This window comes from Bradyrhizobium sp. HKCCYLRH3061 (genome assembly GCF_051168015.1).
In the GTDB taxonomy this organism is placed as follows: Bacteria; Pseudomonadota; Alphaproteobacteria; order Rhizobiales; family Xanthobacteraceae; genus Bradyrhizobium.
In genome coordinates, this window is sequence record NZ_JBNPUE010000017.1 from 65,926 (window position 1) to 88,842 (window position 22,917).

The following is a 22,917-nucleotide window of genomic DNA, read 5'->3' on the forward strand; positions in this document are numbered from 1 at the left end:
GTCTGATATATTACTTCTGGATCACGTCGGGTCCCTGGGCTAGTGTCCCGCCACAACCGATCGAGCAAGATCGGCGGATCAGGGAGAGACATGTGAAATCCAGGGGAATGGGTGCGCTTTCAATCGCAGTAGCCGCCGGGCTTTTTTGCGCTGCAGCACCAGCTATCGCTCAGGACACCATCACGATCTGGTGGAGCAAGGGCTTCTACAAGTCCGAGGACGATGCGCTGCTCAACGTCGTCAAGAAGTTCGAGGCCAAGACCGGCATCAAGGTCGAGCTGTCGCAATACGCAATCCAGGACATGATTCCGAAGACGGTCGCCGCGCTCGATTCCGGCACCGTGCCCGACGTAGCCTATGCGGACACCTACGACGTTCAGGCGCAGGGTAAGTGGGCCTACGAAGGCAAGCTCGAGGATCTCACCGACATCCTGGAGCCGATGAAGTCGGCGTTCGCTCCGAACACGCTCGAGACCGCCTACCTCTACAACAACGTCGCCAAGAAGAAGGCCTATTACGGCTTCCCGCTGAAGCAGCAGAGCATGCACGTCCAGATCTGGGGCGACATGCTGGGCAAGGCCGGCTTCAAGCAGAGCGACATCCCGACCAAGTGGGAAGACTATTGGACGTTCTGGTGCGACAAGGTGCAGCCGGCGATCCGCAAGGCGACCGGCCAGCGCATCTACGGCGTCGGCCAGCCGATGGGCGTAGAATCCACCGACTCGTTCCAGTCGTTCTACACCTTCATGGACGCCTACAACGTCAAGCTGGTCGACGACGATGGCAAGCTCTTGGTCGACGATCCCAAGGTGCGCGACGGTCTCGTCAAGGCGATGAAGGATTATACCGACACCTACATCAAGGGCTGCACGCCGCCCTCGTCCACGACGTGGAAGGATCCGGACAACAACGTCGCCTTCCACAACAAGACGATCGTGATGACCCACAATTTCACGATCTCGATCGCGGCCAAGTGGTTCGAGGACTCCACCAACCCGGCGCTGACACCCGAGCAGCGCGCGGCCGGCAAGAAGGCCTATGAGGAGGACATCATCACCGCGTCCTTCCCCAACAAGCCCGACGGCACGCCGATCAAGTACCGCTCCGACGTCAAGACCGGCCTGATCTTCGCCAATGCGCCGCACAAGGCGCAGGCCAAGGAGTTCATCAAGTTCCTGATGCAGGAGGAGAACCTCGGTCCCTACGTCGAGGGCGCGCTGGGCCGCTGGTTCCCGGTGACGACCGCCGGCCAGAAGAGCCCGTTCTGGCAGGCCGACCGCCATCGCAAGGCCGTGTACACCCAGTTCACCGGCGGCACCACGCCGTTCGACTTCACCAAGAACTACAAGTTCACGATCCTCAACAATGAGAACGTCTGGGCGAAGGCGATGAACCGCGTTGTCAGCGAGAAGGTGCCGGTCGAGAAGGCCGTCGACGAGCTGATCGCGCGGCTCAAGGAGGTCGCCGGCTAGTCTCTCGCCTCGCGAGGCACTGGCGAGATCCTGACAAGACACCAAATCCCGGCCGCAGCGCATGCGGCCGGGATGGCTTATAGGCGGGAAGAGACGACCCGGGAAAAACGACCATGGCGATCACGCTCTCAGCTTCCGATTCCGCGATCGTGGAGGCACCGCGCCCGGTGCTGCTGACACCGTCACAGGTGTGGGGCATCGTCATGCTTACCCCCTATCTGCTCGTCTTCCTCGCCTTCGTCGTCTATCCCGTCGGCTACGGCCTGTGGCTCGCCCGGGAGCCGGCCAGCTATGTCGCGCTGTATAACGATCCCATCTTCGCGCGCGCCGCCGTCAACACGCTGATCTTCCTTCTGGTCGGCATCAATCTGAAGATGGTGGTCGCGCTGTTCCTGTCCGGCTTCTTCATTCAGCAGCGCGGCTGGATCAAATGGCTGTCGGTCATCTTCATCCTGCCCTGGGCGGTGCCTTCGATCCCGACCATCCTGTCGGTGCGCTTCATGCTCAATCCCGAATGGGGCGTGGTGAACCAGCTGATCTTCAAGTTCACCGGCGATGACGGCCCGAACTGGCTGAACGATCCGACCGTTGCGCTGTCGATGGCGATCGGCATGCACATCTGGAAGTCGCTGCCGTTCTGGACGCTGATCCTGATGACGGGTCGGCTCGCGATCTCGCAGGACCTGTTCGAGGCGGCCGAGGTCGATGGCGCCACCTGGTGGCAGAAGTTCCGCTTCATCACCTGGCCGTCGATGCAGACGCTCTACATCACCTGCACGCTGCTCTCGATGATCTGGACGCTCGGCGACTTCAACAGCGTCTATCTCCTGACCGGCGGCGGTCCCGCCGATCTCACCCACGTGTTGTCGACACTCGGCATCCGCTATCTCCGGCTCGATCAGCTCAGCCTTGCCATGGCCTCGATCGTCTGCGCGATGCCGCTGGTGCTGCCCCTGGTCTATTTCATGATGAAGCGGTTGTCGCGATGAAGCTCCCCACCCTCCGCGAGGTCGGCACCGAGGCCCGGCTGCTGCTGATCGGCATTCCCGTCTTCATCTGGACGATGATTCCGATCTACCACATGTTCCTGTTCGCGATCTCGCCGAAGGAGGACGCGTTCTCGGGGAAGCTGTGGCCGGATCATCCGACGCTGCACAACTTCTCGATCGTGTTCCACCAGCAGCACTACTTCCTACGCGACTTCTGGATCCAGTTCGGCAACTCCGTCCTCATTGCCGCCGCCGTCGGCGCGCTGACCCTGGTGATCGCGACCTGCGCGGCTTACGCCATTTCGCGCCTGCGCGTACCCGGCAGCCGCGTGGTGATGAACCTTGCGCTGTTCACCTATTTCATCCCGGCCGCGTTCCTCGCGGTGCCGATGTATCGCACCATGGGCAAATACGGCCTTCTCAACAACGACTGGTCGCTGATCCTGGCGATGGTGACGATCGCCTCGCCCTATGCGATCTGGGTGCTGAAGCAGGCCTCCGACAAGCTGCCGGTCGAGCTGGATGAGGCCGCCGTGATGGATGGCGCCAGCCCGCTGCAGATCTTCCGCCTCGTCTATGTGCCGTTGATGATGCCCTCGCTGGTCGCGATCGGCACCTACGCCGTGCTGCTGGCCTGGAACGAGTACCTCTACGCGTTCCTGCTGCTGTCGAACGACAAGGATATCACGCTGCCCGTGGCGCTCGGCAACTTCCTGGCCGCCGACGATTCGCCGTGGGAGCTGCTGATGACCACCGGCTTCATCTACGCGTTGCCGCCCGCCGCGGTCTACTATGCCTTCAAGCGCTATATGGTGGGCGGGCTGACCGCGGGCGCCGTGAAGTCGTGACGGAGCGATGAGGGTCGGATTTCGTCAGGGACGGTTCGCCGACGCATCGCGGGCGAACTGGGATGGCGACGGGCCGCGACCGATCGACTGGTTCGCCTGGTACCCGGTCGCCGACGACGCCGAGGAGACGGCGCTCCCGCTCGCACCGTGGCCGCAGGGCTGGTTCAATGCGGGACCAGCGGCATTCAATGCGCCGCTCGCTGAAGGCGCGGACGCCTGTCCTCTCGTCGTGTACTCGCACGGCACCGGCTGCAACGGCCTGCAGTTCGAATGGCTGGCGCGCGAGCTAGCGGCCCGCGGCTTTGTCGCGGTCGCCGTCAATCATCATGGCAACAGCAACGCCGAGCCCTACCGCGCAGAGGGCTTCCTCTGCTCATGGGAACGCCCGCGCGACGTGTCCTTGCTGATCGACCACATCGTCGCTCATCCCGATTTCGAAGGCCGCATCAACCTCGACCGCATCTCCGCCGTCGGCTATTCGCTCGGCGGCGTCACCGCCACCGCCTTGCTCGGCGGCATCATGCTCCGCTCGCCGTTCGAGCCAGGCGCCAATCTGGGCCGCGGACCGCGCGAGTTTCCCGATCTCATCGATCATCTGCCGAGATTGATGGAGAAGAGCCAGATCTTCCGCGACTCCTGGGCGCGGATGTCGGCCTCCTATCGCGATCCCCGCATCAAGGCGGCGCTGCTGCTGGCGCCGGGCCGATCAGTGCAGGGTTTCTCCGACGAGAGCGTGACCGCGATCAGCATACCCACACGCATCATGGTCGGCGGTGGGGATGCCTTGCTGCCATCCGCGCGCTGGCTGTATGAGCGGCTCAGCGGCAGCACCTTTGATGTCGTTGCCCACGAGGCCGGCCACTATGTGTTCCTGCCGAAGAGCACCGAGCTCGGACGCAGTGCCGACCCGGCGTGCTGCGTCGATCCGCCGTCGGTTGACCGCGGCGCGATCCACCGCACGGTTGTGGCCGCCGCGTTGCAGCTGTTCGGCGCCTGAGCGACGCTGTCACAGCATTCTCCGTCATTGCGAGCCCCGCGAGGCAATCCAGAGTCATTGCGCGGCCCTGGATTGCTTCGCTACGCTCGCAACGACGGAGACTACAGCGGCGCGGCACTCTCGCCGCGGTCGCTCGACAGCTTCGACGCCAGCGAAGCGACAACGATCACCACCGCAATCAGGTCGATCACCAGCGTGCAGATCGCGTTGATCTCCGGCTTCACCCCGAGCCGTACTTCCGAATAGATCCGGATCGGCAACGTCGCCGAGCCCGGTCCGGTGGTGAAGCTCGCGATCACGAGATCGTCGAGCGACAGCGTGAAGGCGAGCATCCAGCCAGCGATCACCGCAGGGGCGATCAGCGGCAAGGTGACCATCACGAACGCGCGCAGCGGATCGCAGCCGAGATCCATCGCGGCCTCCTCCAGGCTGCGGTCGAGCGACACCAGACGCGACTGCACGACGACAGCGACGAAGCACATCGTGAGGGTCGTGTGGGCGATCGTCACCGTCCAGAAGCCGCGCTCGGCCTCCAGCGCCACGAACAGCAGCAGCAGCGACAGGCCGGTGATCACCTCGGGCATCACCAGCGGCGCATACAGCATGCCGGAGAACAGCATGCGGCCGCGAAAGCCCTGGCCGCGCGACAGCGCCACCGCGGCCAGCGTCCCCAGCACCGTCGCCGCCGTCGCCGCGGTGGCGCCGACACGCAGGCTCATCCAGGCCGCATCGATCATGGCACGGTCGTTGAAGAACTCGTGATACCAGCGCAGCGACCAGCCGCCCCACACCGTCACCAGCCGCGAGGCGTTGAACGAGTAGATCACCAGGATCAGAATGGGCAGATACAGGAACGCCAGCCCGAGCGTCAGCGAGGCGACATTGAAGCGAGAAAGGCGGGAGGCTTTAGGCATGAGCGCCTCCTCCGTCGTCCCGGGCGAAGCTTTCTCCGTTCTCTCCCCCCTTGTGGGGGAGGGTCAGGGAGGGCGGCCCCCAGCAAAGACTGCCGATGCGGACCCCTACCACCAACCCCTGCCCGCAAGGGGGAGGGGAGCGAGAGAGCGTGCCTCGCTGCACTCCAGCCATCATCACCGGCTCTCCTCCAGCTGCCGGCGTTGCAGCCGGTCGTAGAGCAGGAGCGGGAGCAGCAGGACGGCGAGCAGCACCACGGCGATGCTGGAGGCCACCGGCCAATCCTTGTTGGTAAAGAACTCGAGCCAGAGCGTCTGGCCGATCATCAACGATTTCGAGCCGGCGAGAAGGTCGGGAATGACAAACTCGCCGACGATCGGGATGAAGCACAGCAGCGCGCCGGCGCCGACTCCCGGCAGCGACAGTGGAAACGTCACCAGCCAGAAGGTCTCGCGCGGCGAGGCGCCGAGATCGGCAGCGGCCTCCTCCAGCGCCGGCTCCAGCTTCGTCAGCGTCGCAAACAGCGGCAGGATCATGAACGGCAGATAGGAATAGACGATACCGACATACATGGCGCTGTCGGTCGACAACCACACCACCGGCGCCGAGACCAGATGCAGCGCGAGCAGCACCTGGTTCAACAGCCCGTCATGCTGGAGGATGTTGACCCAGGCATAGATGCGGATCAGGAACGAGGTCCAGAACGGCACGATCACAAGCATCATCGCGACGCCCTGCCAGCGCCTCGGCAGCCGCGCCATGCCATAGGCGACGGGATAGCCGATCAGCAGCAGGATGGCCGTCGACGTCGCCGCGACGACGACGCTGCGCAGATAGGACGCGAGATACAGGTCGTCCGACAGCAGCAGACGGAAATTGTCGAGCGACAGCGCCGCAAATGCATCCCGGAGCGACGACAAACCATCAGCCAGCGAGAACACCGGCGTATAGGGCGGCTGCGCGATCGCAGTCTGCGACAGGCTGATCTTGGCGACGAAGGCGAACGGCACCAGGAAGAACAGCACCATCCAGACGTAGGGCGCGATCGCCGCGAAGCGGGCCGGACGCGAGAAGATGCGGCGCGCGCTCATCGCTCCAGCACCACACAATCATCGGGCGTGAACCAGGCCACGACGCGCTGGTTCAGCCCATAGCCGTCGGCATCGAGCCGGGCCGTGTTGGCCTGCGAGGCATGCAGGACAGCACCGCCGTCGAGCTGGATCTTGTACGCGGTCTTGCCGCCGAGATAGCTCGCATCGGAAATGGTCCCCTCGACACAGTTGATCGCGGCGGCATCGCCGGCCGGCCGGCGAAGCGCGAGACGGATCTTCTCGGGACGGATCGCGACCGCAACCCTGCTCTCGCTGACGGGAGTGACGGGCTGTGCCGCAGCGAGCTCGCCGGCCGAGGCAGTCGTGATCCGCAGCCGGTGCGGCTCCCGCGCGATCACCTCGCCCTCGAACAGGTTGATGTCGCCGACGAACTCCGCGACCCACCGCGACACGGGCTCTTCATACAGCCGGCGCGGTGCAGCGACCTGTTCGAGCCGTCCCGCGTTCATCACCCCGATGCGGCTCGCCACCGTCATCGCCTCTTCCTGATCGTGGGTGACGATGATGAAGGTCATGCCGAGCTTGCGCTGCAGCTCCATCAGCTCGAACTGCGTGCTCTCGCGGAGCTTCTTGTCGAGCGCCGCCATCGGCTCATCCAGCAGCAGCACCTGCGGCCGGCGCGCCAGCGAGCGCGCCAAGGCGACGCGCTGCTTCTGGCCCCCGGACAGTTGATCGGGCTTGCGCTTCTCCAGGCCTTCGAGCCGGACCAGCGCCACCATCTCGGCGACACGGGTGGCGATCTCGGCGCGCAGCGTGCCGGCACGCTTCAGGCCGAAGGCGATGTTGTCGCGCACGTTCAGATGCGGGAACAGCGCGTAGTTCTGGAACATCATGTTGACGGGCCGCTGATGCGGCAGCACCTGCGCGATGTCCTCCCCCGACAGCAGAATGCGTCCTTCGTCCGGCGTCTCGAAGCCGGCCAGCATGCGCAACAGCGTGGTCTTGCCGCAGCCGCTGGGGCCGAGCAGCGCGAAGAATTCGCCGGCACGGATGTCGAGCGAGACGCCATCGACGGCGCGGAAGCTGCCGAAGGTCTTGACGACGTTCTCGATCCGCAGGAGCGGCGGCTGAGGATCGGGGCGCGGATCCGGCGGTGGTGATGCTGCCGGCGCCTCGGCGGGTGCTGGATTTTCGATCTCGTCAGCCATGTCCCGATCTAATCACCCTGCCCGGCCACAACGTCGGGCCAGTCGGCAAGCTAGCCGCCCACGGATTGCAGCTCAACCGCACGGACCGGACTATCCCCGCTCGCGTCAGCCGCCTGCGGCGTGCTCCGGCCGCAGGTCGCAATGGCCATGAACGCGGCGAGCGCATCGCGTTCGGCGACGGGAAGCGTCAGGCCCAGCTTTGTCCGCCGCCACAGCACGTCGTCGGGAAACCGCGCCCATTCGCGCGTCATGAGGTAGCGGACCTCCGCCTCGGTCAGCTGCGGCCCGAACGCCTGTCCGAGATCGTCCCGGCATCTCGCCTCGCCGAGGATCTTCGCCAGACGGGTGCCATAGGCGCCGACCAGCCGCCGGGCCTCGGCTTCTCCGAGAAAGCGCCAGCGGTCCCGTGCGTCATCGACGAGATCCTCGAACCGGTCCCAGGCGAAGTCGCCTCCAGGAAGCGGCGCGCTTGCAGTCCAGCGTGGCGACATTGGATAAAAGCGCCCGAGCCGGGAGACCGCCTGCTCGGCCCGGTGCCGGACCGTCGTGACGTCGCCGCCGCACATCGTCAGCAGCGGCGCCTTGGCGGGCTCCCTGGCGCGTCCGGCATCGAGGCACACGACCGTTTCCAACCGTCCGCTGTCGGCGGCGCGCAGCACCATCATGTTGGCGCCGGCCACGCTCCGGACCACGTCCGCAGGCTGAATGTCCGAGCGGAAATAGCGGTTCGCCGCCTTGCAGAGATAAGCCACGTCTGCCGCAGGCACCGCCACCACGGCTGGGTCGCCCTTGAAGCCGTGGGCCACCGTGCCGATCAGGGTGAAATCCTGCTCGTAGGGCTGGGCAAAGATCAGCCGTCCATCCGAATTCTGAAACACGTAGACCGCTTCGACATCGAACAGCCGCGGCACGATGATCTGGCTGACCTGCCGCACGGTGACCCACGGCAGCGGCTGACGCAGCACGGTTTCCGCCGTCGAGACGCTCCACGCGCCGGTGGCGTTGGCGAGCGCGCGCGAGGTGACGATGCGGCGATGGCCGCGGTCGATGATGGCGAGGCGCCATATTTGGTCGCGGTCGGCCCGCACGCAGCGGGCGCCGGTCCGGATCTCTGCGCCGCGCTCGGCGGCATCCATCGCGGTCAGGACCACCAGGCGGGAATCGTCGACCACGCAATCGGAATAGTCGAATGCCGTCCCGATCGGACGCTTCAAGGCATCGCCGACCGGATGATGCGTGACATCGAGCGCCGACGCGGCCGGCAGCCGGTTGCGCGCAGCGAGGCGATCGTAGAGCCAGAGCCCTGCGCGCAACTGCCATGGCGGCCGCTCATCGGCGTGAGCCGGAATCGCAAAACGGATCGGCCGCACAAGATGCGGCGCGACCGTGAGCCAGACGTCGCGCTCGGCAAGCGCGCGACGCACGCGCAGAAAGCCGCGGCGCTCCAGCGCCGCGAGGTCCCCGTGCACCAGCCGCGACGTGGCCGACGAGGCGCCGCCGCCGAGATCGCCCTGCTCGACCAGGATCACGCGCAAACCGCGGCCAGCCGCATCACGCGCCAGGCTGACGCCGTTCAGACCTCCGCCGATGATCGCCAGATCGTAGTCCGCCATACGCAAGGTCTTCGAGCGTGCCAGGACGAACGATCGTAGACCGGCGGAAATGATTCTCGTAGCGACCCAACTGTTACGAGTGCGGATAAATTCGCGCTGTTGCGCAACAGCCTCTGACCGGACTGCCAGGTCAGCCGGTCTTGCGAACGGACGCGACGTCGTCGTCGTCGTGAGCGCGACCGACAATGCCGTCATATTTGTCGATCGGCAGGGGCTTGCCGAGCAGATAGCCCTGAACCGAGTCGCAGCCCTGCTCGGCGAGGAAGCCGAGCTGCTCCGGCGTCTCGACGCCTTCCGCCACGATCGACATGTTCATGCCGTGACCCAGACCGATGACCGCACGAATGATCGCCGCCGATTGCGGGTTGCGGCCGATATTCATGACGAAGGCGCGGTCGATCTTGATCTTGTCGAACGGGAACGCCTGAAGGTAGCTCAGCGACGAGTAGCCGCTGCCGAAATCGTCCATCGAGACGCGAACGCCGAGCGCCTTCAGCCGGCGCAGCAGCGCGACACCGCGATCGAAATCCTCGATCAGCACACCCTCGGTGATCTCCAGCTCGAGCCTGCCGGGCGCGAGCCCCGTCTCGATCAGGATCGAGTGGACCAGCGCAACGAGGTCGCCATGGACGAACTGCGCCGGAGACAGGTTGACCGCGACCTGCAGCGGCTTCGGCCACGACGCCGCCTCGCGGCAGGCCTCGCGCAGGATCCACTCGCCCATCTCGACGATGAGGCCGCTCTCTTCCGCGAGCGGAATGAAGTCGCTCGGCGGCACGAACCCCCGGACCGGGTGCTGCCAGCGCGCCAGCGCTTCGAAGCCGATGATCTCGCTGGCGTCGACCGTGCGGCCGGAGACGGCCTGCGGCTGGAAGTACAGCGACAGTTCGCCATGCTTGATCGCGACAGACAGTTCCTGATGCAGAACGCGGCGGTCGCGAATCTGCTGATCCATTTCAGGCTCGTAGAAGGTGATGCTGCCGCGCGATTTGGCCTTGGCGCGGAACAGAGCGGCACCCGCATTGGCGAGCAGCGACGCCGGATCCGAACCATTGTGCGGGAACACCGAGATGCCCGTCGTCAGCGCGGTGCGGATCGACTTGCCCTCGATCTGGAAGTCCACCGCGATCGCCGCCGCCAATTGCTCGGCCAGGGCCCTGCCCGTTTCCGGTTGCTTGCCGTCGATGATCAGCCCGAACTCGTCGCCCGAGAGACGGGCAACGACGCCGCCCCGGGCAACGGCATGGACACGACGGGCGACCTCGATCAACAGCTTGTCGCCGATGGCGTGGCCGAAGACGTCGTTGACGTCCTTCAGGCCCTTGAGATCGACGTTCAGGACCGCGAACTCCTCGTCCGTATCCGCGCAGGCCTCGATCATCTGGCTCAGGGCCTGCAGGAACGCGGCGCGGTTAGGCAGATCGGTCAGGCCGTCGTGATAGGCCATGTGCGCCATCCGCGATTCGGTCTGGCGCCGATCGGTGACGTCCTCATAGGTCTTGATCAGATATTGCGGCTGGCCGGTCTCGCCCAGCACGGTTGCCCGCCGCGTCAGGAACAGCCGCAGGCCGTCCTTGGTCGAGATCGGATGTTCCTCAGTCAGAAGGCCGCGCTTCTTGATGGCGGCTTCGTCGCGCGCCGTGATCAGTCTGGCCTCGCGCGGATTGAAGATGTCGGCGGTGGTCAGGCCGGTGGCGTCCTCGCGCTTGCGGTTGAGGATGATCTCGGCGCTGCGGTTGGCGAGCAGATAGCGGCCGTCGCTGACGCTCTCGACGATGAGCGAAACCGGAATGTTGTCGACGACCAGTTCCAGGAACTTCTTGCTGTTCTCCAGCTCGCGGCTCAGCGATCGCCGCTCCGTGGCATCGTCGAACAGCGCGATGAGGAATTGCGGTTCGTTCTTGTCGTTGCGTGCAACGACCCGGTGGGCGTCCAGGATGCGCTTCTCGTCACCGCGTTGAACCACGAGTTCGCTGCAATAGGTGGTGCCGGGCGCCAGCATCGCTTCGCGATCGGCAGCCGCGATGTCGGCCGCGGTCTCGTCGCCGAACAGGTCGCTCGGGCGCCGTCCGATGATCTGATCCCGCGGCACCTGCGCGAACTGCTCGAACGCCCGGTTGGCGAAGATGTAGCGGCCGTCCTCGATGTTCTTGGCGGCGACGCAGACGGGAACCTGATCGACCACCGATTCCAGGAACTGCTTGGTCGAGGCGAGCTCGCGCTCCAGCCGGTGCTGCACCGTACAGTCTTCATGGATGCCGATCGATCCGCCGGTCGGAAGACGGAACATCTGGGCGCGCACCACACGTCCGCCGGGCAGCTCGGTCAGGCACCCGTCCGGCTGCCGCGCCTGGCGCGCATAGTCCTCGACCGTCAGATTGAGCAGGCCACGCTGCCGCCGCAACTCGACCAGATCCCGGCCGGTGCAGCCGGGCGGAATGTCGGCCCGGCTCATGCCGTAGATCTCGAGGAAGCGGTGGTTGTAGAAGACGACACGGTTGGCGGCGTCCGTCAGCATCAGCCCCTGGCTCAGATTGTTGAGCGCCGAGCTGATGAAAACGTTACGCCGCAGTTGTGCCCGCTTGGCGCGCCGCAAGGCCGAATGGATCCAGATCACGACCGACGCGAGGAAGGCGCAGACGACAACGCCGGCGATCAACACCTTCCAGAGCACGTCCGGCTCGATGGTGCCCAGGTAGCCGGAGGGCGAGAAATCGGATGAAGCGGCCCAGGCGCGCGTCGGCGCAGCCGCCCACGCTGCCATGGCGGCCACCGAGGCCGCAACGACACGCGCAGAAAACGCGTTTCGGTCGCTCGCCTGCCAATTCTTGCCAGCCATCAATCACCCGCGGTATTCGGCGACAGTATCTGGCTTCACCTATTGGGATCGGGTAAACGGGTTCCGCAAACTTCGAAAAAGACGAAGCAAATTTGGTCAATGGCCGCCCTATAATGAATGGTTTGCTAAGGGCAGGCGCACTCCGGACTGAAGTTCCACCCACCAGGGATTGCAGCGAGACATGACTTCCCCCAATCGTCTCAGGACTATGCATGGATAAAGTGGATTGCGTGGTCGTTGGCGCCGGCGTCGTCGGACTTGCCGTCGCCCGTCAATTGGCGCGGGCCGGACGCGAGGTCATCGTTCTCGAGGCGGCCGAGGGCATCGGAACCGTCACGTCGTCTCGCAATAGCGAAGTGATCCACGCCGGCATCTATTACAAGGCCGGGAGCCTGATGGCCCGCTTCTGCGTGGCCGGCAAGCGCATGCTTTACCGCTATTGCGACGAGCATGGCGTGCCCTACCGCAATTGCGGGAAGCTGATCGTTGCGACCAATCCAGCAGAGACCGAGAAGCTGCAGGGCATCCGCGCGCACGCCGAAGCCAATGGTGTCGAAGGGATGCGGCTGCTGTCCGGGTCCGAAGCGCTGGCGCTGGAGCCGGCCCTGGCCTGCCAGGCCGCGCTGCTGTCGCCATCCACCGGCATCCTCGACAGCCATGCCTTCATGCTGTCGCTGCGCGGCGAGATCGAGGACGCCGGCGGTGCCTTCGCCTTCCACACGCCGTTGCTGCGGGCCAAGGCGACGGGGGGATCGATCGAGGTCGATGCGGGCGGCGCGCAACCGATGACGCTGAGCTGCCGGCTGCTGGTGAACGCCGCCGGCCTCGACGCGCCCGAGCTGGCGCGGCTGATCGACGGCATGCCGTCGCCGCTGGTGCCGATGACCTATCTCGCCAAGGGCAACTATTTCAGCTGCAGCGCCCGGGCACCGTTCAGCCGGCTCATCTACCCGGTGCCGGAACCAGGCGGCCTCGGCGTGCACCTCACGCTCGACATGGCAGGCCAAGCCAGATTCGGCCCCGACGTCGAGTGGATCGACCGGATCGACTATACGGTCGATCCGGCGCGCGCCGAGCGCTTCTACCCGGCGATCCGCAAGTACTGGCCGTCGCTGCCGGATGGGGCGCTGATGCCGAGCTATTCGGGCATCAGGCCGAAGATCGTACCGCCGGCCGTGGCGTCGCAGGATTTCGTCATTCAGGGCCCCCGCGATCACGGGGTGCCCGGACTCATCAATCTGTTCGGAATTGAATCGCCTGGATTGACGTCATCGCTGGCGATTGCGGCTCACGTCCGCGATCTCGCCTTGAGCTGAAGACCCCGATATCGGGATGAACGGCGTGTGGCGATAGCGGGAGACAACGCAGGCAGATGCGCTCGCGTCATCGTCTATCGCAACTAAGTCTATCGCAACTAAGTCTATCGCAACTAATTTGATTGAAGTTGCGTCTGGGATGGACAGTCACCATCCCAGGCGCACGGTCTTACGATCGGATGGTACGGCGGGTGATGGTCACATGTCAGTGAAGTGTTTCGCTGGTTACCTGTCTCAAGCGCTCGATCTCGTCCTTCACCATCAGTTTGCGTCGCTTCAGTTCGGCAATTCGCAGGTCGTCCGTCGATGGATGCAGGAGAGCTTCATGCAATTCGCTTTCAAGAACTTTATGCTTACGCTCCAGTTCAACGAGATGCGCCTGAATGGCCATTCGAAACCTCCTCGGTAGGTGAACCTGAGATTCGACCAGGGCTAATGAGTGTACACAAGTCGCTTGACCTGTCGATGGGGCCAAAAGACCGCACATGCAAATTTGAGCGCCGTGTGTAACGAACCGTGAGCAGATCCGGACGAATCTAACGCCGGTGCCAACCTGAAATTCACGGGACAGCTGCACGGATCTTGAGGGGCGCGGCTTGCTTATCAGCTTCGCAGGCGCAATATTTGCGCCCGCCTTCGCAAGGCTTTCCACTTCCTTCCGCTTTTTTGCTATCATAAATCATGGCTGACCAAGACGAGCGCGAACTGCAGGCCGAACTCGCGCGCCTGCAGCAGGAGCACCGCGATCTCGACGCGGCGATCGACGCTTTGCATCAATCGCCCGCCCCCGATTTGTTGCGGCTGCAACGACTGAAGAAGCGGAAGCTTCTGCTACGCGATCGGATCGCCTTCATCGAAGACCAGATCACGCCCGACATTATCGCCTGAGGCGAAGCGTCAGCACGCCTGACCGTATGCACACAGGCAATATGCATCAGCGGTGCAGGATATGCCGAGGCGCCTTGACAAACAGAACAAAAAGAGAACAATCAAGTCATCCCTCGTCCCCTGACGACAACAAGGATGGTTGTGATGCCCGCCTCCTTCTCCCCACAGGATCGGCTCTACGAACAGGCCTGTGACCAGGCCATCGCGATGTGCGACGGCAATCTGCGCTCCACGATCAAGGCGCTGATCATGGCGAACGAGTATCTCGAGCTGGAGCTGCAGGAGCTGCGGGCCGCGATCTCCTGCGGCTGCGTGCCCAACACCGCTTCGGACGGTCCGGAGAGCAATGCGGCCTGAGCCCTGCCTGAGTTTTACCTGAGTCCTCGGGCCGTCGAGACTCTCCGGACGATTGCCACCGCGCTCGCTCGCAGCTTCGACGAAGGCCGGGAGGTGCGTGCAATGCCTGATATCACCTATTATGTCGCCATGCCGTTCAGACGGGACGAGGCAGGGATGCTGGTCGCAGGCGCGGCCGAGGAATGCCAGAGTTCGTCCGCAGCGCTGCGTCGTGCCGAAGCGATGTCGCGCCTGCCGGACAACATCGGCGCCATTGCCTTCAGCCGCAGCGGCGATCCCTTGATGGGGGAATTCAGCGACGCCCGGCTGCTGCACAAGTTCGGCGAATTGCCCGACGATCTCGGCGAGTTGTGAGCGCCGTGCACCACAAGCTCTGTCATCGGCGCGGATGGCCCGGGAGCGTCACCGCTGGTCGCCCGACCGGGCCGTTGCGTGCGCTGGGCTCTCGTACCTTCGCTGGGCCTTGCGCATGTACATCGCGCGGTCGGCTTCCTCCAGCGCACGCACCGGGTTGACGCGCTTGTCGAGCAGAGCAATCCCGGCCGACGCGCCGGCACGCACGGTCTGATCGCCGAAGGTGAAGGTCAGGCTGTCGATGGCCTGCTCCAGTTCCGCCGCCTTGGCATGTGCGTCCGCCGCGCTGAGATGCCAGAGCAGCACGCCGAACTCGTCGCCGCCGAGCCGGCCGATCACGTCGGAGGATCGGACATGCTCGCTGAGGACACGCGCAACCGCCTTCAGGACCTCGTCACCAGCGGCATGGCCGAACGTATCATTTATCGGTTTCAGCCGATCGACGTCGAGCACGACCAGGGCACCGGTCGCGTCATAGCGCTTGATGAAGGCGATCGAACGATGGAGCTCGCGGGCGAAGCCGCGACGATTGAAGATGTCGAGCAGGAAGTCGCGCTCAGCGGAGGCCGTCAGCTCGGCGATCCGGGCCTGTGCTGTCGCCAACTCGGCATTGAGGCGTCGGATCGTCTGTCGCGCGCCTGCCGGTACGGAACCGGGTTCAGGAGCCCGCGCGCGCCGCGAAGGCCGATGACGGTACCGGGTTCTTCGCTTCCCGGCTCGCCACGCGGCCGCCATGCGCTTCTTTTTCATCGGACACCTGCCGCGCCACCGTTTGGGCTTGCCGGGCTTGACCAAGACAGGATAGTCCATTCGGACCTTCATGCCATGGCTTGCCGCTGTCAGGACCGATCCTATACTCCGGCCCATGCTGATGGATTCCCGAGAAGAATTGAGGTCATGACCGCCCCGATCGCCATCATCATGGGAAGCCAGTCGGACTGGGATACCATGCGCCATGCCGCCGAAACGCTCGAAGCCCTGGGCGTGAGCTACGACGCCCGGATCGTCTCGGCGCACCGCACCCCGGACCGGCTGTATGCTTTCGCCAAGGGTGCCAAGGCGGCGGGCTACAAGGTCGTGATCGCCGGTGCCGGCGGCGCCGCCCATCTGCCGGGCATGACGGCCTCGCTCACGGAACTGCCCGTGTTCGGCGTCCCCGTCGAGTCGAAGGCGCTGTCGGGGGTCGATTCGCTGTATTCCATCGTCCAGATGCCGGCCGGAATTCCGGTCGGAACGCTCGCCATCGGCAAATCCGGCGCCATTAACGCAGCGCTGCTGGCGGCCAGCGTGCTCGCTCTCTCGGATTCCGCGCTCGCCGGCCGCCTGTCGGCCTGGCGGCAGGCGCAGACCAATGCGATCGCCGAACGTCCGGAGGGCACGGCGTGACCGGCTCCAATCGGGTGAAGCTCAAGCCCGGCGACACCATCGGTATTCTCGGCGGCGGCCAGCTCGGCCGCATGCTGGCGCTGGCTGCGGCGCGGCTCGGGCTGCGCTGCCAGGTGTTCTCGCCGGACCCGGACTCGCCCGCCTTCGACGTCGTGCTGAACGCCACCTGCGCTGAATATGCCGACGTCGAGGCGCTCGAGCTGTTCGCCAATGACGTCGACGTCGTCACCTACGAGTTCGAGAACGTCCCGTCGGCGGCCGCGATGGTGCTGGCGGCAAGGCGCCCGGTGCTGCCGAGCCGCTCTGCGCTGGAGACGACGCAGGATCGGCTGATCGAGAAGGATTTCGTCACCTCGCTCGGTATCCGCACGGCGAACTATGCCGACGTGTCCTCACTCGCCACGTTGCGCGAAGCAGCCTTTCGGATCGGCCTGCCGGCCGTGCTGAAGACACGGCGGTTCGGCTATGACGGCAAGGGCCAGATCAAGATCCGCCAGGGTGACGATCTCGATCGGATCTGGGCCGAGCTCGGCACCAAATCGGCGATCCTCGAGGCGTTCGTTCCGTTCGAGCGCGAGATCTCGGTCGTAGCGGCCCGCGCGGCCGATGGCCAGGTCGAGTGCTTCGACGTCACCGAGAACGAGCATCGCGATCACATCCTGAAGGTGTCGCGGGCGCCAGCCCGCATCCCCGATCCGCTCGCCGACGAGGCCCGGGACATTGCCAGCCGGATCGCCACCGCCCTCGATTACGTCGGGGTGCTCGCCGTGGAGATGTTCGTGGTATCCGATGGACCTGCGCCCGGCGTCCTGGTCAATGAAATTGCCCCCCGGGTGCACAATTCCGGCCACTGGACCCTTGACGGTGCCTCGATTTCCCAGTTCGAACAGCACATCCGCGCGATCGCAGGTTGGCCGCTCGGCAAGCCGCTGCGCCACGGCCACGTCACGATGACGAACCTGATCGGGGACGAGATCGACACCTACGAGCAGTGGCTCACGGTTCCCGGCGCCACCGTGCACCTTTACGGCAAGGGCGCCGCCCGCCCTGGCCGCAAGATGGGGCATGTGACCCAGGTCTCGCCCCTGCCGCCGAGGCAGGGCTGAAATAAACCGCTCGGGCGCGTTAAACTTGCGGTCAAGAGCCCGTCAGCGGGTGGACAGCGACGGTGTCCTCTGATACACGGGCGCCCTCAAGGTTAAGGGCGCGGCCATTTGCCAGCCCTGACTTCACCAGATTTCAAACCGATAGACTGAGAAAGAGGATGCCGCGTGCAGGTTCTCGTTCGCGATAACAATGTCGATCAAGCCCTCAAGGCGCTCAAGAAGAAGATGCAGCGTGAGGGCATTTTCCGCGAGATGAAGCTTCGCGGCCATTACGAGAAGCCGTCCGAGAAGAAAGCCCGCGAGAAGGCCGAAGCCGTGCGCCGTGCGCGCAAGCTGGCCCGCAAGAAGCTGCAGCGTGAAGGCCTGCTGCCGATGAAGCCGAAGCCGGTGTTTGGCGCTGGCCCCGGCGGTGACCGTGGTGCTGGTCGTGGTCCGGGCGCAGGTGCCCGTCCCGGCGCGCCGCGCTGATCTGGCCCGATAGATCTGACGTCGTCTGAAGCGCGGGCCTCTGGCTCGCGTTTTTGTTTTGGGCACCTCATTTTGATTTCGCGCCTCCCTGCCATCCGGCGTCCGGATCCAGCCGCGGTGTGCCCGCCCGTCGCTACGATGCAGAGCACGGCACGCCCCAAAGAAAAAGCGGCGGACCAGCAGGCCCGCCGCTCGATCTCGTTCGAGAGCAATGCCGATCAATTATTTCGGCAGCACCGAGTGGAACACCGATTTCGCCGCCGACATCATGTCCTGCGCCACGTTGGACATCTGGTCCTTGATCGAAGGATCGGACTTGTCGGCACGCAGGTCGAGCGGACGCAACTGCTGGACGGGGATCTCCGCGGGCGGCGTCGGGCGCCCGTCCGGCTGCAATGATCCCGTGTAGGTCGGGCTCGAGGCCGACGGCATGATGAAACCCTGCTCGGCCGGAGGCGCGGAGACCGTCACCGGAGGCGGCAGCGGACGAACCGGCGACACCTGAGGTAACGCGGTTGCGACGCGCGGCGCCTCGCCAGCCCCGCGGGCTGCATCGGTCGACGGCTTCTCGGCAGCCGCCTTGCCGGCACCTTCGCTCGCGCGCAACCGCTCGATCGCCGCGCGGGCAAGATCGGCAGCATCCCGGCGATCTTCCTGCTGGGTCGCTGGGGCCTCGGCCGAAGTGCCACGCACGATCAGCTTTTCCTTCGACGATGCAGGATGGCGCGAGGCCTGCGGATCGGCCGGGAGGCTCGCCGTTTCGGTCGGCTTCACTTCGACGGCCTTCTCGGCGGCCTTGTCGGCCAGCGACTTCTCCGACACGCCCTTGGCCTTGATGCCGGGAGCGGGAATGCTGGAGACCTCGTTCGACGTTTCCGCCGGCTTGGCGTCAGACTTGGGATCGGCCTTCGCGTCCAGCTTGGCAGGGTCGGTCCCCTTGCCCGTGGATTTCGGAGCGTCGCTCTTTGAGCCTGTGAGCTTGGCATAAGCAGCCGAGGCCACCGCCGCCATGGTCGATGGCGGCGAGTCGGGCTTGGTGTTGATGTAGTGATTGACGATGTAGGCCCCGATGATGGTGGCAACCACCGACGGGATGATCTCCATGGCGAACTTTGTGAGATATTTCAGCATGCTGACCACTCCCGCGCGGTATTTGCGGGAACTTTGAGGCACAATTAAGGGACCATCCCACACCTTCCGGAGCTCGCGGACTGCACTCCGTGCAGCCGCGACCGCCGAAAAGTCGTTTCCTGAAACCCTTCGAACCGGAGCCGTGCAGCAATCCGAGGGTGTTGCCACAGCTTCCGGATCGCCGGCTCAAGATACCACAATCAGCGGCATCCCGGTAAACAATTGGTTACGGCTTCAATTCAACTTCGAGGAAAACGATCTCGGAACCGGTCTCGTTCAGCACATCGTGTTCGACCCCGGCCTTTCGGAAATAGGATTTGCCGACCGCGAGCTGCGCCTTCGAGCGCTCGCCGGACGGCGCCACGATCGTCATCTCACCCGCGGTGACCGGCACGATCACGTAATCCATCTCATGAACATGGCGCCCCGTGGCACTGCCGGGCAATAGCCGCCACTCCGTGACGCGGACTTCGGGCGTATCGACCTGGACGTCGGACTGGGCGCTGAGCATGCTGGATCTCTTGAATCAGGGGACGACGAGCAGAAACAGGAATATCGCGAACACCACCATGTGCACCAGCCCGAACAGGATGTTCGTCCGTCCGGTGCCGAAGGTCAGCATGCTCAGGACGAAGGTCAGGACCAGCAGCACTATTCCCTGCGGGTCCAGCCCGAGGACGAGCTGCTTGTCGAGCACATGGGCGGCGACCGCCACTGCCGGGATGGTCAGCCCTATGGTGGCGAGCGAGGAGCCAAGCGCGAGATTGATGCTCTTCTGCAGGTCGTTGGCGCGGGCGGCCGAGAGGGCGGCGACACTCTCCGGCAGCAGGATCAACAGCGCCACGAGCACGCCTGCGACCGCCTGCGGCGCACCCGTTGCGGCAACGCCGGCGTCGACCACCAGCGAGAACTTCTTGGCAAGCAGGACCACAGCGAGCAGCGCGACCAGCAGCAGCCCGACACTGAGCAACAGCTTCGCGCGCGGCAGCCGGACATCGTCATCGGCGAACCCCACCGAGTTCCCGACGAAATAATCCCGATGGCGGGTGGTCTGCGTATACAGGAACACCGCGTAGAGAAGGATCGTCACGACGCTGACGAAGGCGATCTGCACGGCAGAATACACCGGACCTGGCGACGTCAAGGTATAATTCGGCAGCACCAGCGTGATGGTTGCCATCGTGAACAGTACGCTGAGATACAGATTGGCACCGGAGACCAGCACGTCCTGCTCGCGATAACGCAGGCCGCCGATGAAGATGCAGATGCCGGCCAGGCCGTTGCACACGATCATGACCACCGCAAACACGGTGTCGCGGGCCAGCGCCGGCGCAGCCTTGTCGCCGAGCATGATGGTGGCGATCAGCGCCACCTCGATCACCGTCACCGCCAGGGTCAGGAGCAGCGTGCCGAACGGCTCGCCGATCTCATGCGCGATCACCTCGGCATGGTGCACGGCCGCGAACACCGTGCCGAACAGGACCACCAGCAGCACCGCGGCGAAGACCACGCCAGCGGCCGAAGGCGTGAAGTCATAATGCGTCGCCGTGACGATCGTGACCAGCGCGACCGCCAAGCCGGGAAAGATCACCGATGATGCGGGCGTTGCGCCCTTCACGCTCATGATTCGCGTCCTTCGATCCGTTCTGTCCGACTATGCGCGACAGCGAGGCGATCGTCACGCGGTCCGGCCGTGACAGGGTCTCAACCAGGACGGTCTCTGAAGGTGCCGTCGATCAGGTCAATGCGGACTGAGCAGCGGATGAATCGGAAGCACGGTCAGCAGCACGAACAGCGGAATGAGGACGGCACCTGCCCGCAGCATGTAGCCGAAGAAGCTCGGCATCTGGATGCCCCGCTCATTGGCGATCGCTGCGACCATGAAGTTCGGCGCATTTCCGATATAGGTCAGCGCGCCCATGTAGACTGCGCCCATCGAGATCGCCGCCAGCGTTCCCGAGAGCTCGCCCATCAGCACCTTGGGATCGCCGCCCGCCAATTCGAAGAACAAGAGATAGGTCGGGGCATTGTCGAGGAAGGCCGACATCAGCCCGGTGGACCAGAAATAGGCGACCTCCCGCGGCGCGCCGGCGGGTGTCGTCACGGCATCCAACAGCCAGCCGAAAGAGCCACTGCGACCCGCATTCAGCATGGCGATGACCGGAACGATCGCGGTGAAGATCGCCGCGAACAGCTTGGCGACCTCTCGGATCGGCTCCCAGTTGAACCCGTTCGCCTCGCGGTGCTCGTCCGGCGTAAGCCAGAGCGACAGGCCGGCGATCGCCACGAGGACGGCATCGCGCACGAGATTCTGAAGCTCGACATGCGTGCCGAAGACGTCGAAGGAGATGCCCGGCTTCCAGGTCGCCGATACCAGCGTGTTGACGACGATGGCCGCGATCAGGACGACGTTGATGAGCCCGCGAACACGAACCGGCTCGCTCGTGCCATCCGTGCTCGAAGGCTTCTCGGCACGGAAGCGCCATGCGTCGATCGCGGCAAAGATCACGAGCAACAGGCCGGCGACGATCGCGGTCTGCAGCCAGAGGTGTTGCGTCGTCCAGAAGAAGTCGACGCCACGCAGAAAGCCGACGAACAGTGGCGGATCGCCGAGCGGGCTCAGTGCACCACCGACATTGGCGGCCAGAATGATGAAGAAGATCAGCACGTGCACATTATGCGGCCGGCTCAGATTGGCGCGGATCAGGGGACGCACCAGGATCATCGCGGCGCCCGTCGTGCCGACGACGCTCGCGATGATCGTGCCGAGCGCCAGGATGGCGGTGTTGGTCGCGGGCGTGCCCTTGATGTCGCCGGTCACCAGGATGCCGCCGGCGACCGTATAGAGGGCGAACAGCAGCACGATGAAGCTGAGATATTCGGCGAGCAGCGCGTGGACGAAGGCAGCGAGCGCCGTGCCAAGCCCTGCATTCCAGGTCAACGCCGCCAACGCCACCAAGGCCCATGCCGCGGCGATCTTTCCGTAGTGATGATGCCAGAACCTGGCAAACAGCAACGGCCCGAGCGCGATCGACAACAGCAGTCCCGCGAATGGCAGTGCGAACGGCCAGGTCATCGCCACGCCGTTCAGCCCGGCGGCATGCGCCTGCACCGGCAGGCTCCCAAAGAGCAGGACGATCCCGAGGAGAGCCGGCCACCGCGATCGATGGACGTTACAAGCCGTCGATGAAGCTCTTGGCCGTCTCAGTCGCACCGAAAAGATCCAGGTCATTATGTCCGCCGTTGGGAAACCGTACGAAGCGCTTGGGGTCATGCGCAAGTGCGAACAATCGTTCCCCGAAGCGGATCGAAATCGCCGGATCCCTTTCGCCATGCATGATCAGGAGCGGCACACGCACATCGGCGATGCGCCGATCGGAATGGAAGCTGTCGAGCATCAGCAGACTGACCGGAACCACCTTCAGCATCTCCGACGCGACATCGACCGTGGATGTATAGGGCGCTTCGAGGATCAGCTTGGCGACCGGATGCTCCGCGGCGATCGCGGTGGCCACGCCGCTGCCGAGGGAAAAACCCCAGGCCACGATCCGTCCCGACTCGTAGCGCTGTGTCGTGAACGCATAGGCGACTGCGGCATCTTGCAGCAGCCCGTGCTCACTGGGACTGCCGCTGGACCCCGCATAGCCGCGATAGGACAGCGCAACGAGACCGGTGCCGTCGGCCGTGAGCGCCTTGAAGCGCGACACCGCGCCCGCGAGAAAATCGCCATTGCCCGGGAAGTACAGAACGACCTTGTGGCCAGGCTTCGCCGGCACATGCCAGACGATGACCCTCTCGCCATCGACCGAGGTCAGCACGTGCTCCTCAGCCTGAGGAAACCCGGCTGCAGCCGGTGCCGTGCGGCCCACCGGCGGAATGGGGAACAGCACTGCACGCTGGCGGACGAATAGGGCCGCAAGCACGATGCCGTAGACCGCCGCCACGACGATCAGGAGCCATTTCAGAAACGTCATGGCTCCC

23 protein-coding genes are annotated in these 22,917 nt (G+C 64.7%); 11 read left to right on the forward strand and 12 right to left on the reverse strand.

Annotated features, from left to right (window positions below):
* Positions 1-92 precede the first annotated feature (92 nt).
* The 4 genes from ACQR2C_RS24845 (at position 93) to ACQR2C_RS24860 (ending at position 4,306) form a co-directional block, all read left to right on the forward strand.
* The gene (locus tag ACQR2C_RS24845) at positions 93-1,472 is read left to right on the forward strand and encodes an ABC transporter substrate-binding protein (RefSeq protein WP_315802622.1); all 1,380 of its coding nucleotides are present in this window, start codon (positions 93-95) and stop codon (positions 1,470-1,472) included.
* A gap of 113 nt (positions 1,473-1,585) precedes the next feature.
* Positions 1,586-2,461 (forward strand): carbohydrate ABC transporter permease, encoded by an 876-nt coding sequence (locus ACQR2C_RS24850; RefSeq protein ID WP_434882326.1) that lies wholly within the window; start codon positions 1,586-1,588, stop codon positions 2,459-2,461.
* Positions 2,458-3,309 (forward strand): carbohydrate ABC transporter permease, encoded by an 852-nt coding sequence (locus ACQR2C_RS24855; protein WP_315802620.1) that lies wholly within the window; start codon positions 2,458-2,460, stop codon positions 3,307-3,309. The genes ACQR2C_RS24850 and ACQR2C_RS24855 overlap by 4 nt, the downstream gene beginning before the upstream one ends.
* Before the next feature lie 7 nt (positions 3,310-3,316).
* On the forward strand, positions 3,317-4,306 hold the full coding sequence (locus ACQR2C_RS24860) for an alpha/beta hydrolase family protein (protein ID WP_434882327.1): 990 nt from the start codon (positions 3,317-3,319) through the stop codon (positions 4,304-4,306).
* Positions 4,307-4,407: 101 nt separating this feature from the next.
* Here ACQR2C_RS24860 and ACQR2C_RS24865 read toward each other — a convergent pair whose 3' ends face one another.
* The 5 genes from ACQR2C_RS24865 to ACQR2C_RS24885 all read right to left on the reverse strand — a co-directional run bounded on the left by ACQR2C_RS24865 (position 4,408) and on the right by ACQR2C_RS24885 (position 11,930).
* Positions 4,408-5,220: an ABC transporter permease gene (locus ACQR2C_RS24865; RefSeq protein ID WP_434882328.1), complete on the reverse strand. Its 813-nt coding sequence runs from the start codon at positions 5,218-5,220 to the stop codon at positions 4,408-4,410.
* Between the two features lie 174 nt (positions 5,221-5,394).
* Complete coding sequence (locus ACQR2C_RS24870) at positions 5,395-6,309, reverse strand: ABC transporter permease (protein ID WP_315802617.1); 915 nt, start codon at positions 6,307-6,309, stop codon at positions 5,395-5,397.
* A complete protein-coding gene (locus tag ACQR2C_RS24875; protein WP_316236977.1) occupies positions 6,306-7,478 on the reverse strand; it encodes an ABC transporter ATP-binding protein in 1,173 nt (390 codons plus the stop codon). The genes ACQR2C_RS24870 and ACQR2C_RS24875 overlap by 4 nt, the downstream gene beginning before the upstream one ends.
* A 50-nt stretch (positions 7,479-7,528) precedes the next feature.
* A complete protein-coding gene (locus ACQR2C_RS24880) occupies positions 7,529-9,091 on the reverse strand; it encodes a glycerol-3-phosphate dehydrogenase (protein WP_434882329.1) in 1,563 nt (520 codons plus the stop codon).
* A 130-nt stretch (positions 9,092-9,221) separates the two neighbouring features.
* Positions 9,222-11,930, reverse strand: a complete 2,709-nt coding sequence (locus tag ACQR2C_RS24885; protein ID WP_434882330.1) for a sensor domain-containing protein — start codon at positions 11,928-11,930, stop codon at positions 9,222-9,224.
* 212 nt (positions 11,931-12,142) lie between these two features.
* Here ACQR2C_RS24885 and ACQR2C_RS24890 point away from each other — a divergent pair, with 212 nt between their 5' ends.
* Positions 12,143-13,246 carry an NAD(P)/FAD-dependent oxidoreductase gene (locus ACQR2C_RS24890; RefSeq protein WP_434882331.1) on the forward strand — a complete coding sequence of 368 codons (1,104 nt, stop codon included), beginning with the start codon at positions 12,143-12,145 and terminating at the stop codon, positions 13,244-13,246.
* A gap of 205 nt (positions 13,247-13,451) precedes the next feature.
* Here the strand turns inward: ACQR2C_RS24890 and ACQR2C_RS24895 are convergent, their stop codons facing one another.
* Positions 13,452-13,637 carry a YdcH family protein gene (locus tag ACQR2C_RS24895; protein WP_315802612.1) on the reverse strand — a complete coding sequence of 62 codons (186 nt, stop codon included), beginning with the start codon at positions 13,635-13,637 and terminating at the stop codon, positions 13,452-13,454.
* A 290-nt stretch (positions 13,638-13,927) separates the two neighbouring features.
* Here ACQR2C_RS24895 and ACQR2C_RS24900 point away from each other — a divergent pair, with 290 nt between their 5' ends.
* From ACQR2C_RS24900 to ACQR2C_RS24910, 3 genes are all read left to right on the forward strand, one after another.
* Positions 13,928-14,134, forward strand: coding sequence for a YdcH family protein (locus ACQR2C_RS24900; RefSeq protein ID WP_009028242.1), 207 nt, complete (start codon positions 13,928-13,930; stop codon positions 14,132-14,134).
* A 144-nt stretch (positions 14,135-14,278) separates the two neighbouring features.
* Positions 14,279-14,491, forward strand: a complete 213-nt coding sequence (locus tag ACQR2C_RS24905) for a hypothetical protein (protein WP_315802611.1) — start codon at positions 14,279-14,281, stop codon at positions 14,489-14,491.
* Positions 14,492-14,593: 102 nt separating this feature from the next.
* A complete protein-coding gene (locus ACQR2C_RS24910; protein ID WP_315802610.1) occupies positions 14,594-14,845 on the forward strand; it encodes a hypothetical protein in 252 nt (83 codons plus the stop codon).
* Positions 14,846-14,893: 48 nt separating this feature from the next.
* On the opposite strand, the gene ACQR2C_RS24915 is transcribed toward ACQR2C_RS24910, so the two are convergent.
* On the reverse strand, positions 14,894-15,595 hold the full coding sequence (locus tag ACQR2C_RS24915) for a GGDEF domain-containing protein (RefSeq protein ID WP_315802860.1): 702 nt from the start codon (positions 15,593-15,595) through the stop codon (positions 14,894-14,896).
* Positions 15,596-15,742: 147 nt separating this feature from the next.
* On the opposite strand from ACQR2C_RS24915, the gene purE reads away from it, so the two are divergent.
* The 3 genes from purE (at position 15,743) to rpsU (ending at position 17,805) form a co-directional block, all read left to right on the forward strand.
* A complete protein-coding gene (gene purE / locus ACQR2C_RS24920; RefSeq protein WP_315802609.1) occupies positions 15,743-16,231 on the forward strand; it encodes a 5-(carboxyamino)imidazole ribonucleotide mutase in 489 nt (162 codons plus the stop codon).
* A complete protein-coding gene (locus ACQR2C_RS24925; RefSeq protein ID WP_315802608.1) occupies positions 16,228-17,337 on the forward strand; it encodes a 5-(carboxyamino)imidazole ribonucleotide synthase in 1,110 nt (369 codons plus the stop codon). Before purE ends, ACQR2C_RS24925 begins: the two co-directional genes overlap by 4 nt.
* A 165-nt stretch (positions 17,338-17,502) precedes the next feature.
* Complete coding sequence (rpsU, locus tag ACQR2C_RS24930) at positions 17,503-17,805, forward strand: 30S ribosomal protein S21 (RefSeq protein WP_011924350.1); 303 nt, start codon at positions 17,503-17,505, stop codon at positions 17,803-17,805.
* Between the two features lie 222 nt (positions 17,806-18,027).
* Here the strand turns inward: rpsU and ACQR2C_RS24935 are convergent, their stop codons facing one another.
* From ACQR2C_RS24935 to ACQR2C_RS24955, 5 genes are all read right to left on the reverse strand, one after another.
* A complete protein-coding gene (locus tag ACQR2C_RS24935; protein WP_316217932.1) occupies positions 18,028-18,936 on the reverse strand; it encodes a hypothetical protein in 909 nt (302 codons plus the stop codon).
* Between the two features lie 226 nt (positions 18,937-19,162).
* Positions 19,163-19,447, reverse strand: coding sequence for a cupin domain-containing protein (locus ACQR2C_RS24940; protein ID WP_315717559.1), 285 nt, complete (start codon positions 19,445-19,447; stop codon positions 19,163-19,165).
* A gap of 15 nt (positions 19,448-19,462) precedes the next feature.
* Entirely contained in the window at positions 19,463-20,560 is a 1,098-nt protein-coding gene (locus tag ACQR2C_RS24945; RefSeq protein WP_434882332.1) for a calcium:proton antiporter, read from the reverse strand.
* Between the two features lie 117 nt (positions 20,561-20,677).
* Positions 20,678-22,012: a sodium:proton antiporter gene (locus tag ACQR2C_RS24950; RefSeq protein ID WP_434882371.1), complete on the reverse strand. Its 1,335-nt coding sequence runs from the start codon at positions 22,010-22,012 to the stop codon at positions 20,678-20,680.
* Positions 22,013-22,109: 97 nt separating this feature from the next.
* Positions 22,110-22,910: an alpha/beta hydrolase gene (locus tag ACQR2C_RS24955; RefSeq protein WP_434882333.1), complete on the reverse strand. Its 801-nt coding sequence runs from the start codon at positions 22,908-22,910 to the stop codon at positions 22,110-22,112.
* Between the last annotated feature and the right edge of the window lie 7 nt (positions 22,911-22,917).

Coding starts and splice junctions, on each gene's coding strand:
- ACQR2C_RS24850 (WP_434882326.1), top strand. CDS start 1,586: ATGGCGATCACGCTCTCAGCTTCCGATTCCGCGATCGTGGAGGCACCG.
- ACQR2C_RS24855 (WP_315802620.1), top strand. CDS start 2,458: ATGAAGCTCCCCACCCTCCGCGAGGTCGGCACCGAGGCCCGGCTGCTG.
- ACQR2C_RS24860 (WP_434882327.1), top strand. CDS start 3,317: ATGAGGGTCGGATTTCGTCAGGGACGGTTCGCCGACGCATCGCGGGCG.
- ACQR2C_RS24865 (WP_434882328.1), bottom strand. CDS start 5,220: ATGCCTAAAGCCTCCCGCCTTTCTCGCTTCAATGTCGCCTCGCTGACG.
- ACQR2C_RS24870 (WP_315802617.1), bottom strand. CDS start 6,309: ATGAGCGCGCGCCGCATCTTCTCGCGTCCGGCCCGCTTCGCGGCGATC.
- ACQR2C_RS24875 (WP_316236977.1), bottom strand. CDS start 7,478: ATGGCTGACGAGATCGAAAATCCAGCACCCGCCGAGGCGCCGGCAGCA.
- ACQR2C_RS24880 (WP_434882329.1), bottom strand. CDS start 9,091: ATGGCGGACTACGATCTGGCGATCATCGGCGGAGGTCTGAACGGCGTC.
- ACQR2C_RS24885 (WP_434882330.1), bottom strand. CDS start 11,930: ATGGCTGGCAAGAATTGGCAGGCGAGCGACCGAAACGCGTTTTCTGCG.
- ACQR2C_RS24890 (WP_434882331.1), top strand. CDS start 12,143: ATGGATAAAGTGGATTGCGTGGTCGTTGGCGCCGGCGTCGTCGGACTT.
- ACQR2C_RS24895 (WP_315802612.1), bottom strand. CDS start 13,637: ATGGCCATTCAGGCGCATCTCGTTGAACTGGAGCGTAAGCATAAAGTT.
- ACQR2C_RS24900 (WP_009028242.1), top strand. CDS start 13,928: ATGGCTGACCAAGACGAGCGCGAACTGCAGGCCGAACTCGCGCGCCTG.
- ACQR2C_RS24905 (WP_315802611.1), top strand. CDS start 14,279: ATGCCCGCCTCCTTCTCCCCACAGGATCGGCTCTACGAACAGGCCTGT.
- ACQR2C_RS24910 (WP_315802610.1), top strand. CDS start 14,594: ATGCCTGATATCACCTATTATGTCGCCATGCCGTTCAGACGGGACGAG.
- ACQR2C_RS24915 (WP_315802860.1), bottom strand. CDS start 15,595: ATGAAAAAGAAGCGCATGGCGGCCGCGTGGCGAGCCGGGAAGCGAAGA.
- purE (WP_315802609.1), top strand. CDS start 15,743: ATGACCGCCCCGATCGCCATCATCATGGGAAGCCAGTCGGACTGGGAT.
- ACQR2C_RS24935 (WP_316217932.1), bottom strand. CDS start 18,936: ATGCTGAAATATCTCACAAAGTTCGCCATGGAGATCATCCCGTCGGTG.
- ACQR2C_RS24940 (WP_315717559.1), bottom strand. CDS start 19,447: ATGCTCAGCGCCCAGTCCGACGTCCAGGTCGATACGCCCGAAGTCCGC.
- ACQR2C_RS24945 (WP_434882332.1), bottom strand. CDS start 20,560: ATGAGCGTGAAGGGCGCAACGCCCGCATCATCGGTGATCTTTCCCGGC.
- ACQR2C_RS24950 (WP_434882371.1), bottom strand. CDS start 22,012: ATGACCTGGCCGTTCGCACTGCCATTCGCGGGACTGCTGTTGTCGATC.
- ACQR2C_RS24955 (WP_434882333.1), bottom strand. CDS start 22,910: ATGACGTTTCTGAAATGGCTCCTGATCGTCGTGGCGGCGGTCTACGGC.